The 21,295-nt window shown below is 67.2% G+C and carries 20 protein-coding genes; 14 read left to right on the top strand and 6 right to left on the bottom strand.

Annotated features, from left to right (window positions below; genetic code table 11):
* Positions 1-8: 8 nt before the first annotated feature.
* The 3 genes from ACWDTI_RS09365 (at position 9) to ACWDTI_RS09355 (ending at position 4,155) form a co-directional block, all read left to right on the top strand.
* Positions 9-752 (top strand): SDR family oxidoreductase, encoded by a 744-nt coding sequence (locus tag ACWDTI_RS09365; RefSeq protein ID WP_449737796.1) that lies wholly within the window; start codon positions 9-11, stop codon positions 750-752.
* Positions 753-928: 176 nt separating this feature from the next.
* Entirely contained in the window at positions 929-2,398 is a 1,470-nt protein-coding gene (locus ACWDTI_RS09360) for a S1 family peptidase (RefSeq protein WP_449737795.1), read from the top strand.
* 206 nt (positions 2,399-2,604) lie between these two features.
* Complete coding sequence (locus ACWDTI_RS09355; protein WP_449737794.1) at positions 2,605-4,155, top strand: DUF222 domain-containing protein; 1,551 nt, start codon at positions 2,605-2,607, stop codon at positions 4,153-4,155.
* 38 nt (positions 4,156-4,193) lie between these two features.
* Here the strand turns inward: ACWDTI_RS09355 and ACWDTI_RS09350 are convergent, their stop codons facing one another.
* Positions 4,194-4,862 (bottom strand): hypothetical protein, encoded by a 669-nt coding sequence (locus tag ACWDTI_RS09350; RefSeq protein ID WP_449737793.1) that lies wholly within the window; start codon positions 4,860-4,862, stop codon positions 4,194-4,196.
* A gap of 18 nt (positions 4,863-4,880) precedes the next feature.
* Here ACWDTI_RS09350 and ACWDTI_RS09345 point away from each other — a divergent pair, with 18 nt between their 5' ends.
* Positions 4,881-5,414 (top strand): hypothetical protein, encoded by a 534-nt coding sequence (locus ACWDTI_RS09345; protein ID WP_449737792.1) that lies wholly within the window; start codon positions 4,881-4,883, stop codon positions 5,412-5,414.
* A 4-nt stretch (positions 5,415-5,418) separates the two neighbouring features.
* On the opposite strand, the gene pgi is transcribed toward ACWDTI_RS09345, so the two are convergent.
* On the bottom strand, positions 5,419-7,107 hold the full coding sequence (gene pgi / locus ACWDTI_RS09340) for a glucose-6-phosphate isomerase (protein WP_449737791.1): 1,689 nt from the start codon (positions 7,105-7,107) through the stop codon (positions 5,419-5,421).
* 64 nt (positions 7,108-7,171) lie between these two features.
* A complete protein-coding gene (locus tag ACWDTI_RS09335) occupies positions 7,172-7,519 on the bottom strand; it encodes a chorismate mutase (RefSeq protein WP_449737790.1) in 348 nt (115 codons plus the stop codon).
* Between the two features lie 46 nt (positions 7,520-7,565).
* Here ACWDTI_RS09335 and ACWDTI_RS09330 point away from each other — a divergent pair, with 46 nt between their 5' ends.
* A complete protein-coding gene (locus ACWDTI_RS09330; protein WP_449737789.1) occupies positions 7,566-9,440 on the top strand; it encodes a hypothetical protein in 1,875 nt (624 codons plus the stop codon).
* Between the two features lie 16 nt (positions 9,441-9,456).
* Here ACWDTI_RS09330 and ACWDTI_RS09325 read toward each other — a convergent pair whose 3' ends face one another.
* Entirely contained in the window at positions 9,457-11,043 is a 1,587-nt protein-coding gene (locus ACWDTI_RS09325; protein ID WP_449737788.1) for a hypothetical protein, read from the bottom strand.
* A gap of 105 nt (positions 11,044-11,148) precedes the next feature.
* Here ACWDTI_RS09325 and ACWDTI_RS09320 point away from each other — a divergent pair, with 105 nt between their 5' ends.
* Both ACWDTI_RS09320 and ACWDTI_RS09315 read left to right on the top strand, forming a co-directional pair.
* Positions 11,149-13,638: a UvrD-helicase domain-containing protein gene (locus ACWDTI_RS09320; RefSeq protein WP_449737787.1), complete on the top strand. Its 2,490-nt coding sequence runs from the start codon at positions 11,149-11,151 to the stop codon at positions 13,636-13,638.
* A 33-nt stretch (positions 13,639-13,671) separates the two neighbouring features.
* The gene (locus ACWDTI_RS09315) at positions 13,672-13,962 is read left to right on the top strand and encodes a hypothetical protein (RefSeq protein WP_449737786.1); all 291 of its coding nucleotides are present in this window, start codon (positions 13,672-13,674) and stop codon (positions 13,960-13,962) included.
* A 24-nt stretch (positions 13,963-13,986) separates the two neighbouring features.
* On the opposite strand, the gene ACWDTI_RS09310 is transcribed toward ACWDTI_RS09315, so the two are convergent.
* A complete protein-coding gene (locus tag ACWDTI_RS09310) occupies positions 13,987-15,021 on the bottom strand; it encodes a M23 family metallopeptidase (protein WP_449737785.1) in 1,035 nt (344 codons plus the stop codon).
* A 393-nt stretch (positions 15,022-15,414) separates the two neighbouring features.
* Here ACWDTI_RS09310 and sucC point away from each other — a divergent pair, with 393 nt between their 5' ends.
* The 4 genes from sucC to ACWDTI_RS09290 all read left to right on the top strand — a co-directional run bounded on the left by sucC (position 15,415) and on the right by ACWDTI_RS09290 (position 18,729).
* Positions 15,415-16,578, top strand: coding sequence for an ADP-forming succinate--CoA ligase subunit beta (sucC, locus tag ACWDTI_RS09305; protein ID WP_449737784.1), 1,164 nt, complete (start codon positions 15,415-15,417; stop codon positions 16,576-16,578).
* A gap of 12 nt (positions 16,579-16,590) precedes the next feature.
* Positions 16,591-17,493 carry a succinate--CoA ligase subunit alpha gene (gene sucD, locus ACWDTI_RS09300; protein WP_449737783.1) on the top strand — a complete coding sequence of 301 codons (903 nt, stop codon included), beginning with the start codon at positions 16,591-16,593 and terminating at the stop codon, positions 17,491-17,493.
* Positions 17,494-17,573: 80 nt separating this feature from the next.
* Positions 17,574-18,275, top strand: coding sequence for a hypothetical protein (locus ACWDTI_RS09295; protein WP_449737782.1), 702 nt, complete (start codon positions 17,574-17,576; stop codon positions 18,273-18,275).
* Positions 18,268-18,729 (top strand): RDD family protein, encoded by a 462-nt coding sequence (locus ACWDTI_RS09290; protein WP_449737781.1) that lies wholly within the window; start codon positions 18,268-18,270, stop codon positions 18,727-18,729. The genes ACWDTI_RS09295 and ACWDTI_RS09290 overlap by 8 nt, the downstream gene beginning before the upstream one ends.
* A 23-nt stretch (positions 18,730-18,752) precedes the next feature.
* Here the strand turns inward: ACWDTI_RS09290 and ACWDTI_RS09285 are convergent, their stop codons facing one another.
* On the bottom strand, positions 18,753-19,220 hold the full coding sequence (locus ACWDTI_RS09285) for an SRPBCC family protein (RefSeq protein ID WP_449738042.1): 468 nt from the start codon (positions 19,218-19,220) through the stop codon (positions 18,753-18,755).
* A 94-nt stretch (positions 19,221-19,314) separates the two neighbouring features.
* Here ACWDTI_RS09285 and ACWDTI_RS09280 point away from each other — a divergent pair, with 94 nt between their 5' ends.
* The 3 genes from ACWDTI_RS09280 to ACWDTI_RS09270 are packed head-to-tail and all read left to right on the top strand — an operon-like array spanning position 19,315 to position 21,209.
* Entirely contained in the window at positions 19,315-19,899 is a 585-nt protein-coding gene (locus ACWDTI_RS09280; RefSeq protein WP_449737780.1) for an NUDIX hydrolase, read from the top strand.
* Positions 19,896-20,519, top strand: a complete 624-nt coding sequence (locus ACWDTI_RS09275; protein WP_449737779.1) for a nitroreductase family protein — start codon at positions 19,896-19,898, stop codon at positions 20,517-20,519. Before ACWDTI_RS09280 ends, ACWDTI_RS09275 begins: the two co-directional genes overlap by 4 nt.
* Positions 20,520-20,570: 51 nt before the next feature.
* Positions 20,571-21,209, top strand: a complete 639-nt coding sequence (locus tag ACWDTI_RS09270; RefSeq protein ID WP_449737778.1) for a TetR/AcrR family transcriptional regulator — start codon at positions 20,571-20,573, stop codon at positions 21,207-21,209.
* The last annotated feature ends 86 nt before the right edge of the window (positions 21,210-21,295 follow it).

Here is a 21,295-nt window from a genome sequence, read left to right as displayed (position 1 = left end):
GGACTGCCGTGACAACACGGCAGAAGATCCTCATCACCGGAGCCAGTTCGGGACTGGGCGAGGGCATGGCCCGCCGATTCGCGGCACAGGGACGGTCATTGGCCCTGTGCGCGCGCCGGACCGACCGACTCGACGTACTCGCCGACGAACTGCGCGCCGACGCCGCACAGGTCGCCGCCGCCGGCCTCGACGTCACCGACACCGATGCCGTGCCCCGTGTGTTCGGCGAGTTGGCCGACGCACTCGGTGGGCTCGACCGGGTCATCGTCAACGCCGGACTCGGCAAGGGCGCCCCCATCGGGACGGGCAAGGCGAGCGCCAACATCGAGACGGTGCAGACCAACCTCGTCGGCGCACTGGCCCAGGCCGAGGCCGCGCTGGAGATCTTCCGGGCGCAGGACGCCGGCCACCTCGTCCTCGTCAGTTCGATGAGCGCGATCCGCGGCCTGCCCCGGGCGCAGGCCGCGTACTCGGCATCCAAGGCGGGACTTCTGGCACTCGGACAGGGTTTGCAGGCGGAGTTCGCCGGATCGCCCATCACCATCTCCGTACTGCTGCCCGGCTACATCGAGACCGACATCAACCGTGGCGTGCGGACAGCGCTGATGACCGACATCGACACCGGCGTCGACGCCATGGTCGCCGCCATCGAACGAGAGCCCGGATGGGCGCCGGTGCCGCGGTGGCCGTGGCTGCCCATCGCGCTGGCGCTGCGACATCTGCCTGGCTCGCTGACGCGGCACCTGATCTGACGCCCATCCGAACGAATGACTTTCTGCCACGGTGACCGCGCACTTGTGCGGTGAGGTTGGCGTCACCCCGGACGGGTGCGACGATCAGATCAGTGGTCGGTCGCGGGGTCGGCCCGACGGGCGGAAGTGGGAGCGCAGGGCACGTGACACGGCGAATCATCCATTCTCTGATCGCGATGGCTGCTGTCGGCTTCGGCCTGGCCGCCACGCACCCGGTCGCCGTCGCCGAGCCGGCCAAGGTGTCGATCGCCGACACCGTCGGACCGTCGCTCGTCTTCATCTCGACCGAGTACAAGGGTCGCGTCCAGATCCCGTTCACCTCGGGTGCGACCTGGACCGACGAGATGACTCTGACGTCATCGTGCACCGGTTACATCGTGGACCCGACCGGGTACATCGCCACCGCAGGCCACTGCGTCAACGCCGGCGATCCGGAGATCGCCGACGCCTTCCGGCAGGAGGCCGTCGTCGCGATCGCCAAGGCGCAGAACCGTGACATCACGTGGGCGCGGGACACCCTCGAACTGGCCAAGACCGATGCCTGGCCGGTCAAGGGCGACGCGCAGACGAGCAACGTGCCCGACCGCAGTGTCAGCATCGAACAGCCGTCCGGCCCCAAACGCATCTTCGCCGACCCGACCACCGTCCAGGTCATCGACTTTCAGGAGTTCAAGGAAGGCGACAACGCGGTCCTGAAGGTCAACAACACCTCTGGTCCGCTGCCGGCGCTGGTGATCTCGTCGGCCGTCCCGGAACCCGGTGATCCGTGCACCAGCATCGGCTTCCCCGCCGCGGTGCAGGGCACCAACGACACGTCGACGATCGCCCAGCCGTCCTACAAGACCGGCACCGTCTCGTCCCGCCAGACCGGCGACGCCGGCATCGCCCGCACCGAGGTCTCCGCCGAGATGGGCAAGGGAATGTCGGGCGGACCGACCGTCGATCCCGACGGTGCGGTGATCGGCACGAACTCGTCCGGCTCGTCGCTGGCCGACGACAACGCCACCTTCAACTTCATCACCGACAACATCGCACTGCGGTCCTATCTGCAATCGCATGGCGTGCAGCTGCAGGCCGCGAAGGCCGATGACTCCTCGGGTGCCGGCATCTGGCTGTGGCTCGGTCCGGTGATCGGGGTCGTCGTCGTGCTGGTGATCATTCTTGCGGTCATGCTGGGCCGCCGCGGTCGGCAGCGTCCCGTGCCACCCCAGTACGGGCCGCCCGGATACGGCCCGGGGGGCGGGCCCCAGTTCGGGTCGTCTCCGTATGGGACGCAAGGTTTCTCACCGACCGGGCCAGCGCCGTCGGGGCCGAGCCGGAGTGCGCCCGGTGGACCGCCCCAGCCGAGCTATCCTCAGCCACCGGTGAATCGCCCTGCCTCACAACAGTTTGCGCAACCCCAACGGCAACCGCAGGCGCAGCCTCCTGGTCCACGACCGGCCGCGCCGATGCCGCCGGGACCGCAACGGCAGCCGCCGGTGACGCCGGGACAGGCTCCACCGGGAAGTCCCCATCCTGGCTCCCCGCCACCCGGCGCGACCCCGCAACGTCCTGGGGGACAGCAGTATCCGCCGCAGAACCCGTATCCGGGTGCGCCCGGCGGCCAGCCGCCGCAGGGGCCGTATCCCGGACCGCCCCGGCGCTGACGGCAGTCGTCTCCAGATCGACCGGCCGTCTACCGCTGCGCCGCGCGCCCCGATTCTTGTCGTACCCCTGGTTTATGGTGGTGTCAGTTCGTTCGGGTGATGGTTGATGCGGCTGAAGTGCTTGGGCACGTGCGTTTTTCAGCGACTGTGACGGTGGGTGCCGATCGGACTGTTCCCTGTCGGTTTGTCGTGGAAGGGTGTCGTCGGTGGCGGTCGAGTCGTTGGCTGACTGGTGGCGCGAGGCGTCACCGTGGCCGGACCTGCCACCCCGATTCACCGGCTACGTCGACGCCGACGTGCTCGATCACGCGGAGGTCAATGATCTGGTCGGCGGGTTCGTGTCCACCACGCGGGGCCGGTCGTTTCTGGCGTGGCAGGACTATCGGTGCGCCGCCGAACTCCATCGCCGACTCGTCGGTGTGGAGTCTCGTGAGGATGATCTGTTCCTGGTCGACGGGGTCGCCGATTGCGCCGCCCGCATCGCGATGGCCCTGGCCATCTCGCAGAGTGCTGCGGAGACGCTGCTGCACGAGGCCGTGGCGTTGCGGGATCGGCTGCCTCAGGTGGCGCAGCGGTTACGGCACGGCCGCATCAGTGCCGAGCGGATCGGGACGATCATCGCGCGCACCGACCTGATCGACGGCGCCGCGGGCGCCGCGTGGGTGGATGCGGAGATCGCCGCCGAACTCGATGCGCATCGGGGTGGTTGGTCGGCGCATCGGTTGCAGGTGATGGTGGATCGGATCGTGTTCCGCCACGACCCGGACGCGGTACGCGAATCACGCCGCCGCGCGAAACAGGCCCGCCGGTTCTGGAGTAAAACGACCGACGACGGGATGGCGCAGGTCGCCGCGACAATGTCGGCCGAGGACGCCCAGATCGCCGATGCGGCGGTGACCGCGCTGGCCGCGAGCGTGTGCGCGCACGACCCGCGCACGACACAGCAGCGCGCCTCGGATGCGGTGTTCGCCCTGCTGACGGGACACCCGTTCGAGTGCCTGTGCGGCACCGACGACTGCACCGCCGACATTCCCGAGCCGGGCACCACCCCACCCTCGACGGCGGTGGTCATCCACGTGGTGGCCGACGAGTCCACCGTCGCGGGCACCGCCCGGCACGCCGGGTTTGTCGCCGGAGCCGGTGTGATCGGCGACGAACAGGTGCGGGACCTGGTGGCCCGCCCCGACGCCGTCCTGCGGCCACTCGTCCCCACAGGCACACCAATGAATCCGGATGGCACCTACACCCTGCTCGCACATTCCGCAGGCAATCCGTATCGGCCGTCGACCGCGCTGGACACGTTCGTGCGGTTGCGCGACGGGTTCAGTGTGATACCCGGTGATGGCACCTCGGCGTTCGACGCCGACCTCGACCACGTGGCCGAGTTCGACCACATCGACCCCGCGGTCGGGGGTCAGACCACCGCGGAGAACATCAATGCCAAGGGACGGTTCGGGCATCTGCTCAAGACGTTCGGGCTGTGGGTCGACGATCAGTACCCCACTGCAGACGGCGATATGGTCACCGAGTTCACCACGCCCGAAGGTCTGATCATCCCGGGTGAGCCGGAAACCCTGGAGAACCTGCTGCCCGGGCTGCGGCGGATTCGCTTCAAAACCCCACCGGCACCGGCTGATCCGCACGATCACGGTGCACCACCACAGGACTCAACCCCACCCGCCCGCACGCAGAGCCGGGTGGCGAACAAGCACGCCCGACGACGCCACGAACGAGAACGCAACCGCCGCCGGCGCTGACCTGTTGTGCCGCACGCACATCGGCGTCACCGACCCGGCTAACCCGGCGCGGGCGAACTCGGGCTGCTCGTCGGCTCGCCCGGTGCGGACCACACGACCGGCGACGATTTGAAATCGAATGCCGGATCGCCGGTGGTATCTGCCCAGTAGATGACCTGATGCAGCTTGGTGCCCTCATCGGCCACCGACACCAGGCACGCGACATAGGATTCCCCGCGGCGCATCGTCGTCGGTGGGGTCACGACGGGACATTTCCCCAAGCCGGCGGTGGGGGACAAGGTGAGTGCGGGTGTCTTGCCGTCCGCGCTGCCGGCCAGCCCGACCACCGAGGGGGCCGGTGCCGGACGCGCGGCGAGCGAGGTCACCGTGACGTAGAAGAAGTAGGGGACGCCGCCCTTCGTCGTCGAATCAGGTACCCCTTCGGCCGGTGTGATGCCGGTGACGGTGAACATCGCGGTCGAACCCGCTGCGGCAAAAGCGTTGGCCGGCAGCACCGCGCTCTGCCCGAAGGTCAGGACGGAACCGGGGGCGGTGCGGACCGGGGCGCCCGGGGTCGGTGTCACCGTTGCGGAGGTGGGCACCGAGGTCGGGGTTTCCTCATCCGAGGACGACGACGAACTGCATGCGGCGGTGATCGCGACAATGCTCGCGAGAACACACAACGGCACACCCACCCGACGACGCCTTACCCGCGGCCACTGTGTCACGTGCGTAAGGTAACCCATGTGTCGGCAAAGCAAGGGCAAGTGGTCGCGAATGGCGCGTTTCAACTGTTCGGTCGACGCCGGCGCGACGAGGTCACCGAGGTGCTGACGGATGTCTTCGGGCGCGACGACGTGTCGGCACTGGCCGGCGACTGGCGCGGCATCGTCTACTTCACCCTGGCCGACGACGACGAGGTCAACGACGACACGGTCATCGGTTTCGATCCGTCCAGCGGCGATTCCGGACCATTGACGTCGGTCGGTGACGTGCTCGCCGCGATCCGTTCCGGGGACATCGCCGAGGCGGTCGATGTGACGAGCTTCGACGCGTGGCGCAGCGCCACCGGTTGCCGCGCCCTCGACATGGGCGACTGCGTGCCGCCTGTCGTACTCGAGTTCCTCGGCGGCGATCCGGCCGAACGGACCACGGAGCCAACCGATCTCGTCACCCACATCGCCGTGGCGGCAGCGTTGATGGGTCGGCTCGAGGCGCTCGGCGTCCAACCCGGCGATGAAATCCCCGACGAGGTCTTCGACGCCGAACGCTGGGAGTAGTCGGCTACGTCGCGCGGCCGCGGTGCGACCGATACCACCGCACGAGCTCGTCCGTCGACGAATCCGATTGCGGTGCAGGTGATCCGGATTCGATGATGACCCCCAGCAACTCCTTGGCCTGGGTCTTCCCGAGCTCCACACCCCACTGGTCGAACGGGTTGATGCCCCAGATCGAGCCCTCGACGAACACCTGGTGCTCGTAGAGCGCGATCAGTTGTCCGACCACTGACGGCGTCAGCTGCGGCGCGAGGATGGATGTGGACGGACGGTTTCCGGGCATCACCTTGTGCGCCACCACATCTGGCTTTACGCCCTCGGCTGCGATCTCTTCGGCGGTCTTGCCGAACGCCAGCACCTTGGTCTGCGCGAAGTAGTTGCTCATCAGCAGATCGTGCATCGAGCCGGTGCCGTCGGCGGTCGGGAGATCGTCGGTGGGCTCGGCGAATCCGATGAAGTCGGCCGGCACCAGCCGGGTGCCCTGGTGCAGCAGCTGGTAGAAGGCGTGCTGTCCGTTGGTTCCCGGTTCGCCCCAGAAGATCTCGCCGGTGTCGGTGGTGACCTGATGTCCGTGTGCGGTCACCGATTTGCCGTTCGATTCCATCGTGAGCTGCTGCAGATAGGCGGCGAATCTCGCCATGTCGTTGGAGTAGGGGAGGACCGCGCGGGTCTGGGTATCCCAGAAGTTGCCGTACCACAGGCCGATCAGGCCCAGGATGACCGGAGCGTTCTGCTCGAGCGGCGCGGTGCGGAAATGCTCGTCGACGATGTGGAACCCGTCGAGGAATTCGGCGAACCGCTCCTTGCCGATCGCGGCCATCACCGACAGCCCGATAGCGGAGTCGACGGAGTAGCGGCCGCCGACCCAGTCCCAGAAGCCGAACATGTTGGCGGTGTCGATGCCGAACTCGGCGACCTTCTCCGCGTTGGTGGACACCGCGACAAAGTGTTTGGCGACGGCGTCGGCGCCCGCGCCGAGCCGGTCGAGCAGCCAGGTGCGTGCGGCCGCCGCATTCGTCAACGTCTCCAGGGTGGTGAACGTCTTGGAGGCGATGATGAACAGCGTCGTCTCGGCATCGAGGTCGGCCAGGGTTCCGACCAGGTCGGCCGGGTCGACGTTCGAGACGAAGTGACAGCGGATGTCGGTGCCGACGTAATGCCGCAGCGCCTGATACACCATGACAGGACCCAGATCCGAGCCGCCGATGCCGATGTTGACGACGTCGGTGATCGATTTCCCGGTGTGGCCCTTCCATTCTCCGCTGCGCAGCGTGTCGGTGAAGGCGCCCATCGCGTCGAGCACCTCGTGCACGTCGGAGACAACGTCCTGTCCGTCGACGTGCAGTGTGGCGTCCTTGGGTAAGCGCAGCGCGGTGTGCAGCACGGCGCGGTTCTCGGAGGTGTTGATGTGTGCGCCGGCGAACATGTCGTCGCGACGATCCTCGAGCCCGGCTTCGCGGGCGAGGCTGCACAGGAGTTCCAGTGTTTCGGGCAGCACCCGTTGCTTGGCGTAGTCGATATGGAGATCGCCGACGTCGATGACCATCTCGCGGCCACGGTCCGGGTCCACCGCGAAGATTTCTCGGAGGTGCATCTTGTAGACGTGCGGCTGATGTGCGGCCAACGCCTGCCAGGACTGGGTTGCGGTGATGTCGTGATCGGTGGTGTCGAAGTCGCTGCCGGAGACGTCGCTCATGGTTCTCACCCTATTCGGTCGGTGCGAGCCGTGCGGCACTACCCGGAGGGTGACACCGATCTGCTCAGCGCCCGAGTGGTCCGCGGCCCAGTCGTAGCAGCAGCATCGCGAGGGTGTGCCCCTCCTGGCCGAGTTCGGCGAAGCGGTCGAGCACCTTGACCTCGCGGCTGTGCACGAGTCGCGGACCGCCCGAGGCCATCCGTGCCGCACCGATTTTCTTCGAGACGGCGGACCGGCGTTTGACGGCGGCCAGGATCATCGCGTCCATGCGGTCGATCTCGAGACGCAGCGTGTCGATGTCGTCGGGCAAGGCATCCACGTCGGACGACAGGTCGTAGGCATCCACGTCGAATGCGATTGCGGTGCCTGCGGTGCTGCCGGTCTGCTCGTCGGGTGTCTTGGCGTCGGTCACCCGACCGATTTTGCCACGCGGTCGGTGGCCCGTGAGACTGGAGCCCATGCTGAGCAGGCGGACGGTGTCGTCGGTGGCGATCGCACTGATCGTCGCGCAACTCGTGCTCCGGGGGTGGCTGGCGGCGGGTGGCAACTTCTACTGGGACGATCTGATCCTGATCGGCCGGGCCTCGTCGCATCCGATCCTCAGTTGGGACTACCTCGGACACAGCCACGACGGTCACTTCATGCCCGCCGCATTCCTGGTCGCCGGGATCTCCACCGTCATCGCGCCGGTCACCTGGACGGTGCCCGCGATCACGCTGATCGTCCTGCAGGCGATCGCCTCGCTGTGTGTGTGGCGGATGATCCGCGTGCTGGCGCCGGCCGCCGGCGTGGGCGCGATTGCGGCGCTGGCGTTCTACCTCTTCACGCCGATGACGGTCCCGGCGTTCGCGTGGTGGGCGTCGGCGCTCAACTCGTTGCCGATGCAGGCGGCGATGGCCTGGATCGTCGCCGACGCGGTGCTGCTCGCCCGGTCGGGCGGGACTGTCGCGGGGGCACGGGCGATCGTCATCAGGTCGTCGATCGTGTTCGTGATCGCGCTCGCGTTCTTCGAGAAGTCGCTGTTCATCCTGCCGGTGGCCGCGGTCGCCGCGGTGCTCGCGTGCCGTCGCCTCGGGGAAAGCGGCGCCACCGACGCCGACGCCACCGACGCCGACACGACCGACACCCCGGACTACACCGACACCGCGCTGACCCGCGCCTTCGTCGGCGCCCGCACTCTGTGGGCGGTACTCACGGTGATCTTCGTGCTGTGGACGCTGCTGTTCTTCTCGGTCTCCGACGCGACCGCCGGCGTGCACTCGGTGGCACAGACGATCCGCCTCGTCTGGCGGTCGGTCAACAACGCGATCGTCCCGTCGCTCGTCGGAGGACCGTGGGAGTGGGACCGCTGGGTGCCCAGCCCGCCGATGGGCTTCGCGCCGTTGTGGATGATCATCGCCGGCTGGGTGGTGCTCGGCGCGGTGAGCGTGTGGGCGGTGATGCGCCGGCGCGGCGCGGCGGCGGTGATCCTCTGCGCCGCGATCTACGCCGTGGTCGCGCAGATCCCGGTGATGTGGAACCGGTCGAGTTCCGACACCGCGCTCGAGCTGGCGCAGACCATGCGCTACCTGCCCGACACCGCGGTGGTGATGACGATCGCCATCGCGCTCGTCATCGGTGCACCGCCGTCGGCGAGGTCATCGGCCGACGCCCGACGGCATGCACGGTCGACCGACGACGCCGGGTCCCCGGCCGTGGTCGCCTTACTCGTCGGCGCCCTGCTGATCGTCTCGGCGTCGATCTCGCTGGTCTCGTTCTCCCGGTCGTGGCGCAACGATCCGACCGGCGACTATCTCGCCACCGCCAAGCGGTCGCTGGCTGCCAACCGTGACCACGCGATGTTCGATCAGGCGCTGCCGCTGGAAGTCCTGCTGCCGGTCGCCTATCCGGAAAACCAGATCAGTCACACCTTCGGCCGGGTCCGGGAACGACCCGAGTTCGCCTCGACCACCGACCGCCTGAACGTGCTCGACACCGCCGGGAACCTGGTGCCCGGAGCGATGACCCGCGCTCGTGGCATTCTCGCGGGTGCCGGGGCCTGTGATCGTCCGGAGGTGACCGGGCCGGTCCGGTTGCGGCTGGACGGACCGTTGATCACCTGGCGCTGGACGGTCGCGTTGGGGTACTGCGCCAACCGCGACGGCGTCGTCACCATGTCGCTCGACGGCGGTACGCCGGTTCGCGTACCCGTGCGGGCCGGACTGCACGTCGCCTACGTCCGACTCGACGGGCGCGGCACCGAACTCTCGCTGACCCCGCGAACCCCCGGGCTCGCACTGCACACCGGGGAGGGTCACGTCGGGGAGGTCGTCGACGCGCGATACGTCGGGTGACCGTGGGTGCCCGCGATCAGGCGGGCGCCTGGTCGTACACCCGGAGTTTCTCGGTGTCGACGCCCTGCGCCTGGGCCAGCTTGCGGAGTGCGTCGGCGACCTGTGTCTCGGCGACGAAATAGGTGATCGCGCGATCCCCGGCGGACGCGACCTGTTTCTTGAGCTGATCGGTCAGCAGCGCGGTCCCGGCCCAGTTCGGGTCGAACCCCGATGCGGTCACGTGCTCGGCGTAGCCGGGCGCGAACGCGACGAAGAGGTTGCCGTCCGGACCGATGCCGTCGAACAGGTAGTCGCCGATCTGGACGACATAGCTGCTGGGCAGCCCGGTCACCTCGTCGCTGTATTTCGCGGCGGCATCCTTCTTCGAGCCGGTGCGGACCATGGTGATCGGCGACTCCGACGACTTCTCCTGGTGGTCGATGTAGTCGTTGAGCATGCCCGCATCCAGCTCGCGGAACGGTAGGTACTGATAGTTGGTGGTCGGCTTGACCACATTGCCCGACGGCAGATTGGTCGCGGCGCAGTTGGTGGTCGCCTTGGCGCCATACGCCACCACGACGACGCGGGTGCACGTGCCGCCACGGACACCCGTCGGCTGGTTGTCGACGGCGAACGTCACGGTGATCCCGAAGTTCACGTGACCACGCAAGGCCGCCAGGTCGTCGGCGTACTGGGGGAGGATCGCGCCGCTGACCGTCGTCACGAAGTCGCACGAGGCGGGGGTGCAGCTGCCCGGTCCCGGCCCGGTGGAGACCCGGTCGCCGGCCAGCGGGATACCGGGCGCGGGCGCGTTCGTCAGGTCGGGCACCAGCTTGCGTTCGTTGTCGAACAGGTCGCCGAGGTCGTCGGCGGACAGCGGCGTGACGTCGGTGTCGAGGGAGATCTCCTGGTCGCCGTCGGTGAAGGTGCCCTTGATGTGGGTGACCGCGCCGGTGTCGGGGTTGTAGGTGGTCGTCATGTCGCCGACCTGCACCGTGTTGGGCGCGGGCGTGGTGATCTCCGGATCGCTGGTCGGCCAGAACCGAGCGTCGGGCAGTCCCTTGTTCGGTGACGGCAACTCGAGTCCGGGTTCGGGCGCGCGAACGCGCTCGGTGTTGCCGATCCGGCCTGCGAGACTGACCGGAGTGAGGATCTGCCCCAGGTCGGGGACGCCGGAGAACGTCAGCTCCGCCCACGTGTTGTTCGTGGGCTTCAGGTCGAGGTAGGTCAGGACCGACAACCCCTTGAACAGGTCGGTCCAGATCTGCGAGGGGCCGTTCATCCACCGGTAGTTGCCGATCTGCCGGTACTGCGCGGTGTTGTTCTCCAGCGTGATCGTGCCCTCGGCATTCTTCGTCGAGGTGACCGTCAGGTCGGAGAAACCGAAGGTACGGGGCTCGGAACCCTTGAACGTCGACGTCACCTTCCCGGAGTAACGCGCGCCCGGGCTCGTCCCGAGCTTGAATGCGACCGCGTCGAGTCGCTTCTGGGTCGCGAACGCCGCGGTCGGCGACGCCGAGCCGTTCTGCGGGAACGGGATGAAACACACCACCAGCGCCGCCACGAGCACGAGAAGACCTGCGGCGAGCACGATCGCCGGAACGGTATTGCTCTTCGGCTTCATCTCGATTCCTCCCCCGGGATGTCGGCATATCGTAGCGTCTGCGGACCCGGGGGCGGCCATGTCGGTCGCCGTGGCTGTCACAGGTCTGCAGTAGCCTGAACCGTGATGACAAGCTCCACCCGTGATACGTCCCGTACCTCCCCGAACGCCGCTGCCGACGAGCATTCCGAGCGTCTCCTCGACGGCCTGAATCCGCAACAGCGCGCGGCGGTGGTGCATACCGGTGCCCCGCTGCTCATCGTCGCCGGCGCCGGTTCGGGCAAGACCGCGGTACTCACCCGACGGATCGCCTATCTGCTCGCCGAGCGCGACGCCACCCCCGGGCAGATCCTCGCCATCACCTTCACCAACAAGGCGGCCGCCGAGATGCGTGAGCGGGTGATCGGACTCGTGGGTCCCCGGGCCGCGTACATGTGGGTGTCGACCTTCCACTCGACGTGCGTGCGCATCCTCCGCGCCCAGTCCGCGTTGCTCGGCTCACGGAACTCGAACTTCTCCATCTACGACGCCGACGATTCAAAACGCTTGCTGGGCATGATCATTCGTGATCTCGATCTCGATCCCAAGAAGTTCAACCCGCGCGGCGTCGCGGTGTCGATCTCCAATCTGAAGAACGAACTGATCGACCCGGACCAGGCGCTCGCCGACGCGTCGGACGGCGAGCCGACGGTCCTGCAGGTCGCGCAGATCTACGCCGAATACCAACGGCGACTGGCGGCGGCGAACGCCTTCGACTTCGACGACCTCATCGGGGAGACGGTCTCGTTGTTGCAGCGTCATCCGGAGGTCGCCGAGTACTACCGGCGCCGGTTCCGGCACGTGCTGGTCGACGAATACCAGGACACCAACCACGCCCAGTACGTGTTCATCCGCGAGCTCGTCGGCGAGGGCCCCGACGACGCGGCGGTGCCGCCGTCGGAGCTGTGCGTGGTCGGTGACGCCGACCAGTCGATCTACGCGTTTCGCGGTGCGACGATCCGCAACATCGAGGAGTTCGAACGGGACTTCCCGAACGCCGAGACCATCCTGCTCGAACAGAACTACCGCTCCACCCAGACGATCCTGTCCGCCGCGAATGCCGTGATCGCGCAGAACAGCAATCGTCGGGAGAAGCGACTGTGGACCGATTCGGGCGATGGTGAACTCATCGTCGGGTTCGTCGCGGAATCCGACCGCGAGGAATCCATGTTCATCGCCAAGGAGATCGAGGAGCTCACCGACTACTCGATCGGCGGATCGTCGTCGCACAAGTACTCCGACATCGCGGTGTTCTACCGGACCAACACGGGGTCACGATCGCTGGAAGAGGTGTTCGTCCGGCACGGCATCCCGTACAAGGTCGTCGGCGGGACGAAGTTCTACGAACGCAAGGAAGTTCGCGACGTCGTCGCCTACCTGCGTGTGGTGGCCAATCCCGACGACTCGGTCAGCTTGCGCCGCATCCTGAACACGCCGCGTCGCGGTATCGGCGACCGTGCCGAGGCCTGTGTGGCGGTGCACGCCGAGAACCGGGGTGTCAGCTTCTACGAGGCGCTCGTGGAAGGTGCCGAGGGCAAGGTGGCGCTGCTGAACACGCGGGCCGTCAAGCAGATCGGCGGGTTCGTGGAGCTGATCGAGGGGTTGCGCAACGATTTCCTGGCGACGTTCGGCGCCGCGGGCGAGGCGAGTGAGGATGTCGCGGTCGCCGACGCCACCGAGGAGGGCGCCGACATCGGCGAACTCGTGGACGCGATCGTGGAACGCACCGGCTATCGGGCCGAACTCGAGGCCTCGCGGGATCCGCAAGACGGTGCCCGGCTGGACAACATCAACGAACTCGTCGCGGTGGCACGGGAATTCAGCGCCGACGCGGCCGGTCTGGCGTCGTCGGACGACCTCGACGATCTCGACGACCTCGACGACGACATCCCCGCGAACGACGGTGAGCCCGAACCGGGTTCGCTGGCGTCGTTCCTGGAGAAGGTGTCCCTGGTGGCCGACGCCGATCAGGTGCCGGACGAGGGCGACGGCGTCGTCACGCTGATGACCCTGCACACCGCGAAGGGCCTGGAGTTCCCGGTGGTGTTCGTAACCGGTTGGGAGGACGGACATTTCCCGCATCTGCGGGCACTCGGCGATCCGGCCGAGCTCAGCGAGGAACGTCGGCTGGCCTATGTCGGGATCACGCGCGCCAAGGAACGGCTCTACCTCACCCGATCGGTGATGCGGGCGTCCTGGGGAACGCCGGTGTCGAACCCGGAATCGCGCTTCTTGCAAGAGATTCCGCAGCATCTGATGAATTGGCGGCAAACCGAGAAGCGGCGTTCGGCGAGCCGGCAGTTCGGTTCGTCCGGCGGTGTGTTCGGTCGACGCGACTCCGGTTTCGGTGGTGAGGCGCGTGGCCGGTCGTCGTATTCGCCGGACCCGGCACGTGGACGCAACAAGCAGGTGCACTACGAGGTCGGTGACCGCATCAACCATCCGAAGTACGGTCTGGGCAAGGCGGTCGCCAAGGAGGGCAGCGGACCGACCGAGCGGATCATCTTCGACTTCGGCGGCAACGTCGGCCGGATCGCGCTCATGACGCTGGGTGGGCTACCGGGAGAGAAACTGTAGGTTTCGCCGCACTCCGGTCCGTAGGATCGCCTCATGAAGCAATCAGACGGCGAGTATTACGTCACCGGCGACGAGGTCGCGGCCTTCCGGGATTCGGGCAAGAAGCATTGGTACATGGCCGAGGACGGCTCCACCGATCTCTACTCCGACGACCTCGAGATCACCCACGGCTGGCCGATCTATCTGATGGCGCGCGACGACGACTGGTTCGCCAAGTGGGACGGCAAGTTCGAAGAGGCCGCCGAAACCGAATTGAACCCGCATCTGATCAAGACGTTCGAAGAGCTGATCCTGCAGGGCAACTGGCCCCACGATCAGGACTGAGGAGAAATCCGCTCGGGAGCCGGATCAGCCGCCGACGTAGGCCGACATCCGCACGCCGTGTGCCGCGAGCCAGGGTGCGGGATCGATCTTCATCGTCCCGTTCTTCCAGACCTCGAAGTGGCAGTGCGGACCGGTGGAGAAGCCTTCGCTGCCGACCAGTGCGATCACGTCGCCGGCGGTGACCCGCTGGCCCTTCTGCACCAGCACGCCCGACGACGCCATGTGGCCGTACATCGTGACGGTGCCGTCGTCGGCGCGGATCTGAACCCAGTTGCCGTATCCCGACGCCGGGCCCGCCTCGATCACGACGCCGTCGGTCGCCGCGTGGATCGGGGTGCCCAGGGGCGCGGCGAAATCGACGCCGCCGTGGAAGCTGCCCCATCGCATCGCGAAGGTCGAGGTGAACTGGTACTGGCCGACGGGCAGGGGGGAGACGAACAGCGGTCGCCGCAGCAGGTTCTCGCGAGCGGCCTCGGCGGACGCCAGCTGCTTGCCGACCGCCAGCTGGTCGGTGAAGGTGGCCATGTCCTTCGTCGCGGACGCAGCGGCGACACCGGGACCCAGATCGGGGGTGGCGCCGGCCGGGTCGACGTTGGCGGTGTTGGCCGGAGTGGTGACCGTGTCGGAGGAGTTGACCTGAGCGACCGCGGTCACGGCGGCGCCGGCGGCCATGGCGATGAGTGCGGCGCGACCACCCTTGAGGGCGTTCGGCGGTGCGGGCAGGCGGTGCTTGCCACCTCGGCGGGTGGACTGGCCCTGTGTGGCGGGGAGGGTGGCGAACGGTTTCTGGTCCACCTGGCCGGCATCGTCGTCATCCTCGAAGGAGACGTCGCGGTAGGAGCCGAACTCGGCCTCCGGGATGACGATGTCCTGGGTGATCTCCGAGCGGGTGGGACGGTACTGGCGGTGTCGGCGCTCGGCGTCCCACGCGGGCGCGTCGCCGGCGATCTCGTCGATCGGGATGATCGTGGTCATTTCGTTGGCCGACTCGGCCCAGTCATCGCGTCCGGTGGTCGTGAGCGGTTCGGCGGCAGTGCCTCGTCCCGTCAAATCGTCCACCCGCTCTCTGCAATCGAGGACTACTGCGGTACCGCCTGTAATCCTTCTGTGACCCGTGCTGCCAGCCGACGGTAACGAAATGATTGCGGCAAGTCCAACGGTCGACCCGAAAATCCTGGGCAAATGTGAGTTGCATCACAAACATGTCTCGACAGATGAGTTCATCGGCAACTCGAGATTCGCGATGGCACATCGTCGTCGATCGGCGACAGACATGACATCACAGGTCGCCGGCGTCACATCGGGCGGGGTGCGAGACCGTACCGAGCGAGTGATCTGTCGCACAAGAGGCGGAGGTGGTGTAATGCCCGCTACTCCGCGGGTTTAGAGTCCGATATGGCCCGCGACAACCTCCCTTTTCCCGGCGGGCAAATCTACGAGATGGTGAGCTGAATGGATCTCTTCGAATACCAGGCGAAGGAACTGTTCGCCAAGCATGGGGTTCCCACCACACCCGGGCGGGTGACTGACACTGCCGCCGATGCGCGGGCGATCGCCGAGGAAATCGGCAAGCCCGTGATGATCAAGGCGCAGGTGAAGGTCGGTGGACGTGGCAAGGCCGGTGGCGTGAAGTACGCCGCCACCCCTGATGACGCACAGTCGCACGCCGAGAACATCTTGGGCCTCGACATCAAAGGCCACGTGGTCAAGAAGCTGTTGGTGGCCGAGGCCAGCGACATCGCGGAGGAGTACTACATCTCCTTCCTGCTCGACCGCGCCAACCGCACCTACCTGGCCATGTGCTCGGTCGAGGGTGGCGTGGAGATCGAGGTGACCGCCGAGGAGAACCCGGACGCGCTCGCGCGGGTGCCGGTCGACGCGGTGACCGGAGTGGACCTGGCGCTGGCCCGCGAGATCGCCGAGAAGGGCAAGCTGCCCGCCGAGGTGCTCGACGCCGCCGCCATCACCATCCAGAAGCTGTGGGAGGTGTTCGTCGGCGAGGACGCCACGCTGGTGGAGGTCAACCCGCTGGTCCGCACCCCCGACGACCAGATCCTCGCGCTGGACGGCAAGGTGACCCTCGACGAGAACGCCGACTTCCGGCATCCCGACCACGAGGCCTTCCAGGACCGGGACGCCACCGATCCGCTCGAGCTCAAGGCCAAGGAGAACGACCTCAACTACGTCAAGCTCGACGGTCAGGTCGGCATCATCGGGAACGGTGCCGGACTGGTCATGTCGACGCTGGACGTGGTCGCCTACGCCGGTGAGGCCCACGACGGTGTCAAGCCCGCGAACTTCCTCGACATCGGCGGTGGCGCCTCGGCCGAGGTGATGGCCGCCGGCCTGGACGTCATCCTCAACGACGAGCAGGTCAAGAGCGTGTTCGTCAACGTGTTCGGCGGTATCACCTCCTGTGACGCGGTCGCCAACGGCATCGTTGGTGCGCTGAACAAGCTGGGTGACGAGGCCAACAAGCCGCTGGTCGTCCGCCTGGACGGCAACAAGGTCGAGGAGGGTCGCAAGATCCTGGCCGATGCGAATCACCCGCTGGTGACGCTCGCCGAAACGATGGACGCCGGCGCCGATAAGGCCGCCGAACTGGCGAGCAAGTGAGGAACTGAGCCAATGTCGATCTTCCTGAACAAAGACAACAAGATCATCGTGCAGGGCATCACCGGCGGTGAGGGCACCAAGCACACCGCCCTGATGCTCAAGGCAGGCTCGAACATCGTGGGTGGTGTCAACGCACGCAAGGCCGGCACCACCGTGAGCCACACCGCCAAGGACGGCTCCGACCTGGAGCTGCCGGTGTTCGGCAGTGTCGCCGAGGCGATCAAGGAAACCGGCGCGGACACCTCCATCGCGTTCGTGCCACCGAAGTTCGCCAAGGACGCGATCATCGAGGCCATCGACGCCGAGATCCCGCTGCTCGTCGTCATCACCGAGGGAATCCCGGTGCAGGACAGCGCGTACGCGTGGGCCTACAACGTCGAAAAGGGCAACAAGACGCGGATCATCGGGCCGAACTGCCCCGGCATCATCACGCCGGACGAGTCGCTCGTCGGCATCACCCCGGCCAACATCACCGGCAAGGGCCCGATCGGTCTGGTGTCCAAGTCGGGCACCCTGACCTACCAGATGATGTACGAGCTGCGCGATCTCGGGTTCTCCACCGCCATCGGCATCGGCGGTGACCCGGTCATCGGCACCACCCACATCGACGCCATCGAGGCGTTCGAGAAGGACCCCGAGACCAAGGTCATCGTGATGATCGGTGAGATCGGCGGCGACGCCGAAGAGCGTGCCGCCGACTACATCAAGGCCAACGTCTCCAAGCCGGTCGTCGGGTACGTCGCGGGATTCACTGCGCCGGAAGGCAAGACGATGGGCCACGCGGGCGCCATCGTGTCCGGCAGCTCGGGTACCGCGCAGGCCAAGAAGGAAGCCCTCGAGGCGGCCGGCGTGAAGGTCGGCAAGACCCCGTCGGAGACCGCCAAGCTGGCGCGCGAACTCTACGAGAGCCTGTAGAGCGCTCCGCGATTCGACATCCGCAGCCGCTGTCCTGCCAAGGGCACAGCGGCTGCGGTGTTTTGGCCTAGGATTCATTCGTGGACAAGGACGTACCGCGTGACGTGGCGGTGGTGGTCGGCGCGGGTGCGCTCGGGGTCCGGCTGGGCGTCGGTGCCGCGCGGGCGGCCAGGGCGGGTGTGCGATACGCCCTGCGCCTGCCCGTCGTCGGTCCGGTGGGGCAGCGTGGCATCGATCGGCTCGCCGCCGACGGCCGGCGCGTCCTGAGTGCGGCTCCGGTAGCCATCGACGCGGCGACAGCCCTTGTGGTGGTGGTTATTTCGACGATCGTCGCGGAGCTGGACCTCACCGGCCTGGTGCGCGACAACGTCGACCTGAACGAGGTCGCGGCGGGTCTGGACATTTACGCCATCCTCGACCGGGTCGATCTGAACTCGGTGATCACCGAACGCGTGGATCTCGATGCGGCGGTGGCCAATGTCGACCTGGACAAGATCGCGGCCGGCCTCGACATCGACGCCATCGCCGCACGCATCGACGTCGACGCCATCCTCAACCGCGTCGACCTCATCGGACTGGCGAACGACATCATCGAAGGTGTCGACCTGACGGGCATCATCCGGGACGCGAGCACATCGGTCACCGCGGACGTGATGACCGATGTCCGGAGCAGTGGTGAGCGGGCCGACGATGCGGTCGCGAACATCGTCGCCCGGGTGCTGCGCCGGCATCCGGCCGCCGAGATCGAGGGGCCCCGGCCGGAAGCCGAACCGCATGACTGACGACGCGGCGACGCAGCCGCATCACCAGGTGCAGGACAGTGACCGGACCGCCGGCATCGTCAGCCGCAGTGTCGGCGCGACCGTCGATCTCCTCACCGTCGCCGCCATGCTGGGCGGGGTGTACATCGGTTTCACGATGGTCCTGCTCGTCGTGAATGCGCCCCAGGTGAAGTTCCCGAATCCGGGTCCGCTGTTCACCGCGACCGGATGGATCGTCGCCTCGATCCTCTACAACACGCTCTGCTGGGCCATTTCCGGACGCACCCTCGGCTGCGTGCTCATGGGACTACGGGTGCGCGGACGACGACGAAACGTCATGCGGCCCAGTGTCGCGTTGCTGCGCGCGGTGTTCTACACCTTTGTCCCGATCGGGCTCGCCTGGGTTGCCGTCGACCCCCGACGCCGTTCGATCCCCGATATCGTGCTCGGGACCAAAGTGGTGTACTCGCGCTGACGTGTCGCCGAGCGTCCGGGACGTCAGGGCTGCTTTTCGACGGTGGATTTCAATGCCGCCAAACCCTTTTCGAAGTCCTTGCCGATCATCCGGTCGAAGAGTCCCAGTGGTGCGGCGATGCGGGAGAACAGCGAATGGGGACCGGTCATCGTCCAGGTCACCTCGGTCATCGCGTCACGGGGAGCGAGGGTGAAAACGCTTGTGCTGGTGGACTTCATCGGCTTCTCGAACGCGACGTCGACGGCCACCCGGGAGGGTTCGGTGACGTCGGCGACCTTCATCGTGCCCTTGCCCGCCTTGCGGTTTCCCGACCAGGCGTAGCCGGCACCGGGACCGGCCTGTGGGCCGGAATACGTCCGGTCGAGGTGGGGATCGAGGCCCTCCCACGGCGACCACTTCCGCCATTCGTGCAGATCGACGATCAGGGGATAGATCTGCTCGGCCGGGGCGGCGATCAGCTCGGTGCGGGTCACGGTGTAGTCGGACACGATCGGGTCTCCTCGTTTGGGCGTTCGGCAACTGCATTATGGCGCCAGTCGGGCACCGGATCATGGTTTGGCGGTTCGATCGCCATACAGTGACATCGTGACGGAGCGAATCCTCGGGGTGGGCGCCATCATCTTCGACGACGACGGCCGACTCCTGCTCGTCCTGCGCGGCCACGAACCGCAGGCCGGGCGGTGGAGTGTGCCGGGCGGCAAGGTGGAGCCCGGCGAGTCGTTGCGCGACGCCGTCGCCCGCGAGGTGTGCGAGGAGACCGGGTTGCGCGTCGAGGTGGGCGAGTTGGCGTGGGTGGTCGATATTCCGGGCGCCGGGAGCGGAGCGAGCGGGCCGAATGTGCTCGGCGCCGGGAGCGGAGCGAGCGGGCCGAATGTGCTCGGCGCCGGGAGCGGAGCGAGCGGGCCGAATGTGCCGGGCGCCGGGAGCGACACAGTCTACGAGGTGCACGATTTCGTGGCCGTGGTGTCGTCGGGGACGCTGCGCGCCGGTGACGACGCCGCCGATGCCCGGTGGTTCACCGTCGAGGAGATGGCCCGGGTGCCGCTCACCGACGGGTTGATCGATCATCTGGTTCGTGCCGGCCTCTTGCACCAACCGTCGACATCGTCGGCGCTCACGGAGCAAGCTGAAGAAGATGCGACTCCACAACGACGTGAGGAGACACGATGACCGACCTGCTGCCCTTGAACCCCGATGAACTGCTCAGCACCACGCGCTCGGTGCGCAAACGGCTCGACCTCGATCGGCCGGTCCCGATGGATGTGGTGCACGAATGCCTGGAGATCGCGCTGCAGGCGCCGTCGGGTAGTAACACCCAGAGCTGGCATTGGATCGTGTTGACCGATGCGGACCTCAAACAGCAGATCGCCGATCACTACGCGCGGTCGTACGCCGATTACGCCGCCTCCCGGCCCAAGACCGACGACGCCACGATGGGGCGGATCCGGTCCAGTGCCCAGTATCTCGCCGACGTGATGGGACAGGTGCCGGTGCTGGTCGTCGGGGCGATCGACACCGGCAGCGATCTACCGGCCGGGAACCAGGCCAGCATCTGGGGATCGCTGCTGCCGGCGGCGTGGAGCTTCAGCCTGGCGTTGCGGGCCAGGGGACTGGGGTCGTCGTGGACGACCCTGCATCTCATCTACGAGAAGGAGATCGCCGAACTCCTGGGAATCCCGCCCTCGGTGCATCAGGGCGTGCTGCTGCCGGTGGCCTACACGAAGGGAACGGAGTTCAAGGCGGCGTCGCGTCACCCGCTTGACGACGTGCTGCACATCAACGGCTGGTGAGTCGACCGCACCCCGGTGATCCGCACGTCCGCCGGTAGAGTGCGGATCACCATGACCTCGTCGCCCACACCGTCGGAGCCGGTCGCGCGGACGCGCCGCGGCCAGGCGAAGGCTGCGCGGCGGACCGAATTGCTGGATGCGGCGGCACGATTGATGGCCGACCGCGGGTTCACCGGGGTGACGCTCGAGGACATCGGCCGTGCGGTCGGGGTGAGCGGCCCGGCCATGTACCGGCACTTCTCGTCGAAGACCGATCTACTCGATGCGATGCTCGTCGACATCAGTCAGCGACTGCAGGGCGGGGGTACCGAGGTCGTCGAGCGGGGCGCATCGCCGGAGGAGACGCTGCGCGACCTGATCGGTTTCCACATCGACGTCCTGGTCACCAAGCCCGATCTGATCGCGGTTCAGGACCGCGACCTGGGATCGATGACGCCGGAGGCCAACCACAAGGTGCGGTCTCTGCAGCGACGGTATGTGGAGGAGTGGGTCGACGTGCTGCTCGCCCTCGCCCGTGACCGCGGCGCGCAGCTCGGCCGCGACGAGGCCCGGGTGCGGGTGCACGCCACTTTCGGGCTGCTCAACTCCTCGCCCCGGCTCCCCGTGTTCCCGGAAACCGATCTGCGGCGGGTGCTGACCTCGATGGCGTGGGCGGCGTTGTTGTCGGATGTGATGTCGAGTGGGCGCTGAATCCCGTCGAGTGGGCGCCAGGTCGAACCCTGCGTGCCCAGTCAACGGAATTCGACGCCCACTCGACGGAATTCAGCGCCCACTCG

This window comes from Gordonia sp. NPDC003424, assembly GCF_053588655.1.
The sequence above is the reverse complement of the archived record's forward strand: the minus strand, read 5'-3'. Positions and strand labels throughout refer to the sequence as shown.

Bases quoted from the DNA above. Each gene is read 5' to 3' on its own strand.
- ACWDTI_RS09360 (WP_449737795.1), top strand. From the start codon at position 929: ATGGCTGCTGTCGGCTTCGGCCTGGCCGCCACGCACCCGGTCGCCGTC.
- pgi (WP_449737791.1), bottom strand. From the start codon at position 7,107: ATGAGCGACGTCTCCGGCAGCGACTTCGACACCACCGATCACGACATC.
- ACWDTI_RS09330 (WP_449737789.1), top strand. From the start codon at position 7,566: ATGCTGAGCAGGCGGACGGTGTCGTCGGTGGCGATCGCACTGATCGTC.
- ACWDTI_RS09325 (WP_449737788.1), bottom strand. From the start codon at position 11,043: ATGAAGCCGAAGAGCAATACCGTTCCGGCGATCGTGCTCGCCGCAGGT.
- ACWDTI_RS09320 (WP_449737787.1), top strand. From the start codon at position 11,149: ATGACAAGCTCCACCCGTGATACGTCCCGTACCTCCCCGAACGCCGCT.
- ACWDTI_RS09315 (WP_449737786.1), top strand. From the start codon at position 13,672: ATGAAGCAATCAGACGGCGAGTATTACGTCACCGGCGACGAGGTCGCG.
- sucC (WP_449737784.1), top strand. From the start codon at position 15,415: ATGGATCTCTTCGAATACCAGGCGAAGGAACTGTTCGCCAAGCATGGG.
- sucD (WP_449737783.1), top strand. From the start codon at position 16,591: ATGTCGATCTTCCTGAACAAAGACAACAAGATCATCGTGCAGGGCATC.
- ACWDTI_RS09290 (WP_449737781.1), top strand. From the start codon at position 18,268: ATGACTGACGACGCGGCGACGCAGCCGCATCACCAGGTGCAGGACAGT.
- ACWDTI_RS09275 (WP_449737779.1), top strand. From the start codon at position 19,896: ATGACCGACCTGCTGCCCTTGAACCCCGATGAACTGCTCAGCACCACG.
- ACWDTI_RS09270 (WP_449737778.1), top strand. From the start codon at position 20,571: ATGACCTCGTCGCCCACACCGTCGGAGCCGGTCGCGCGGACGCGCCGC.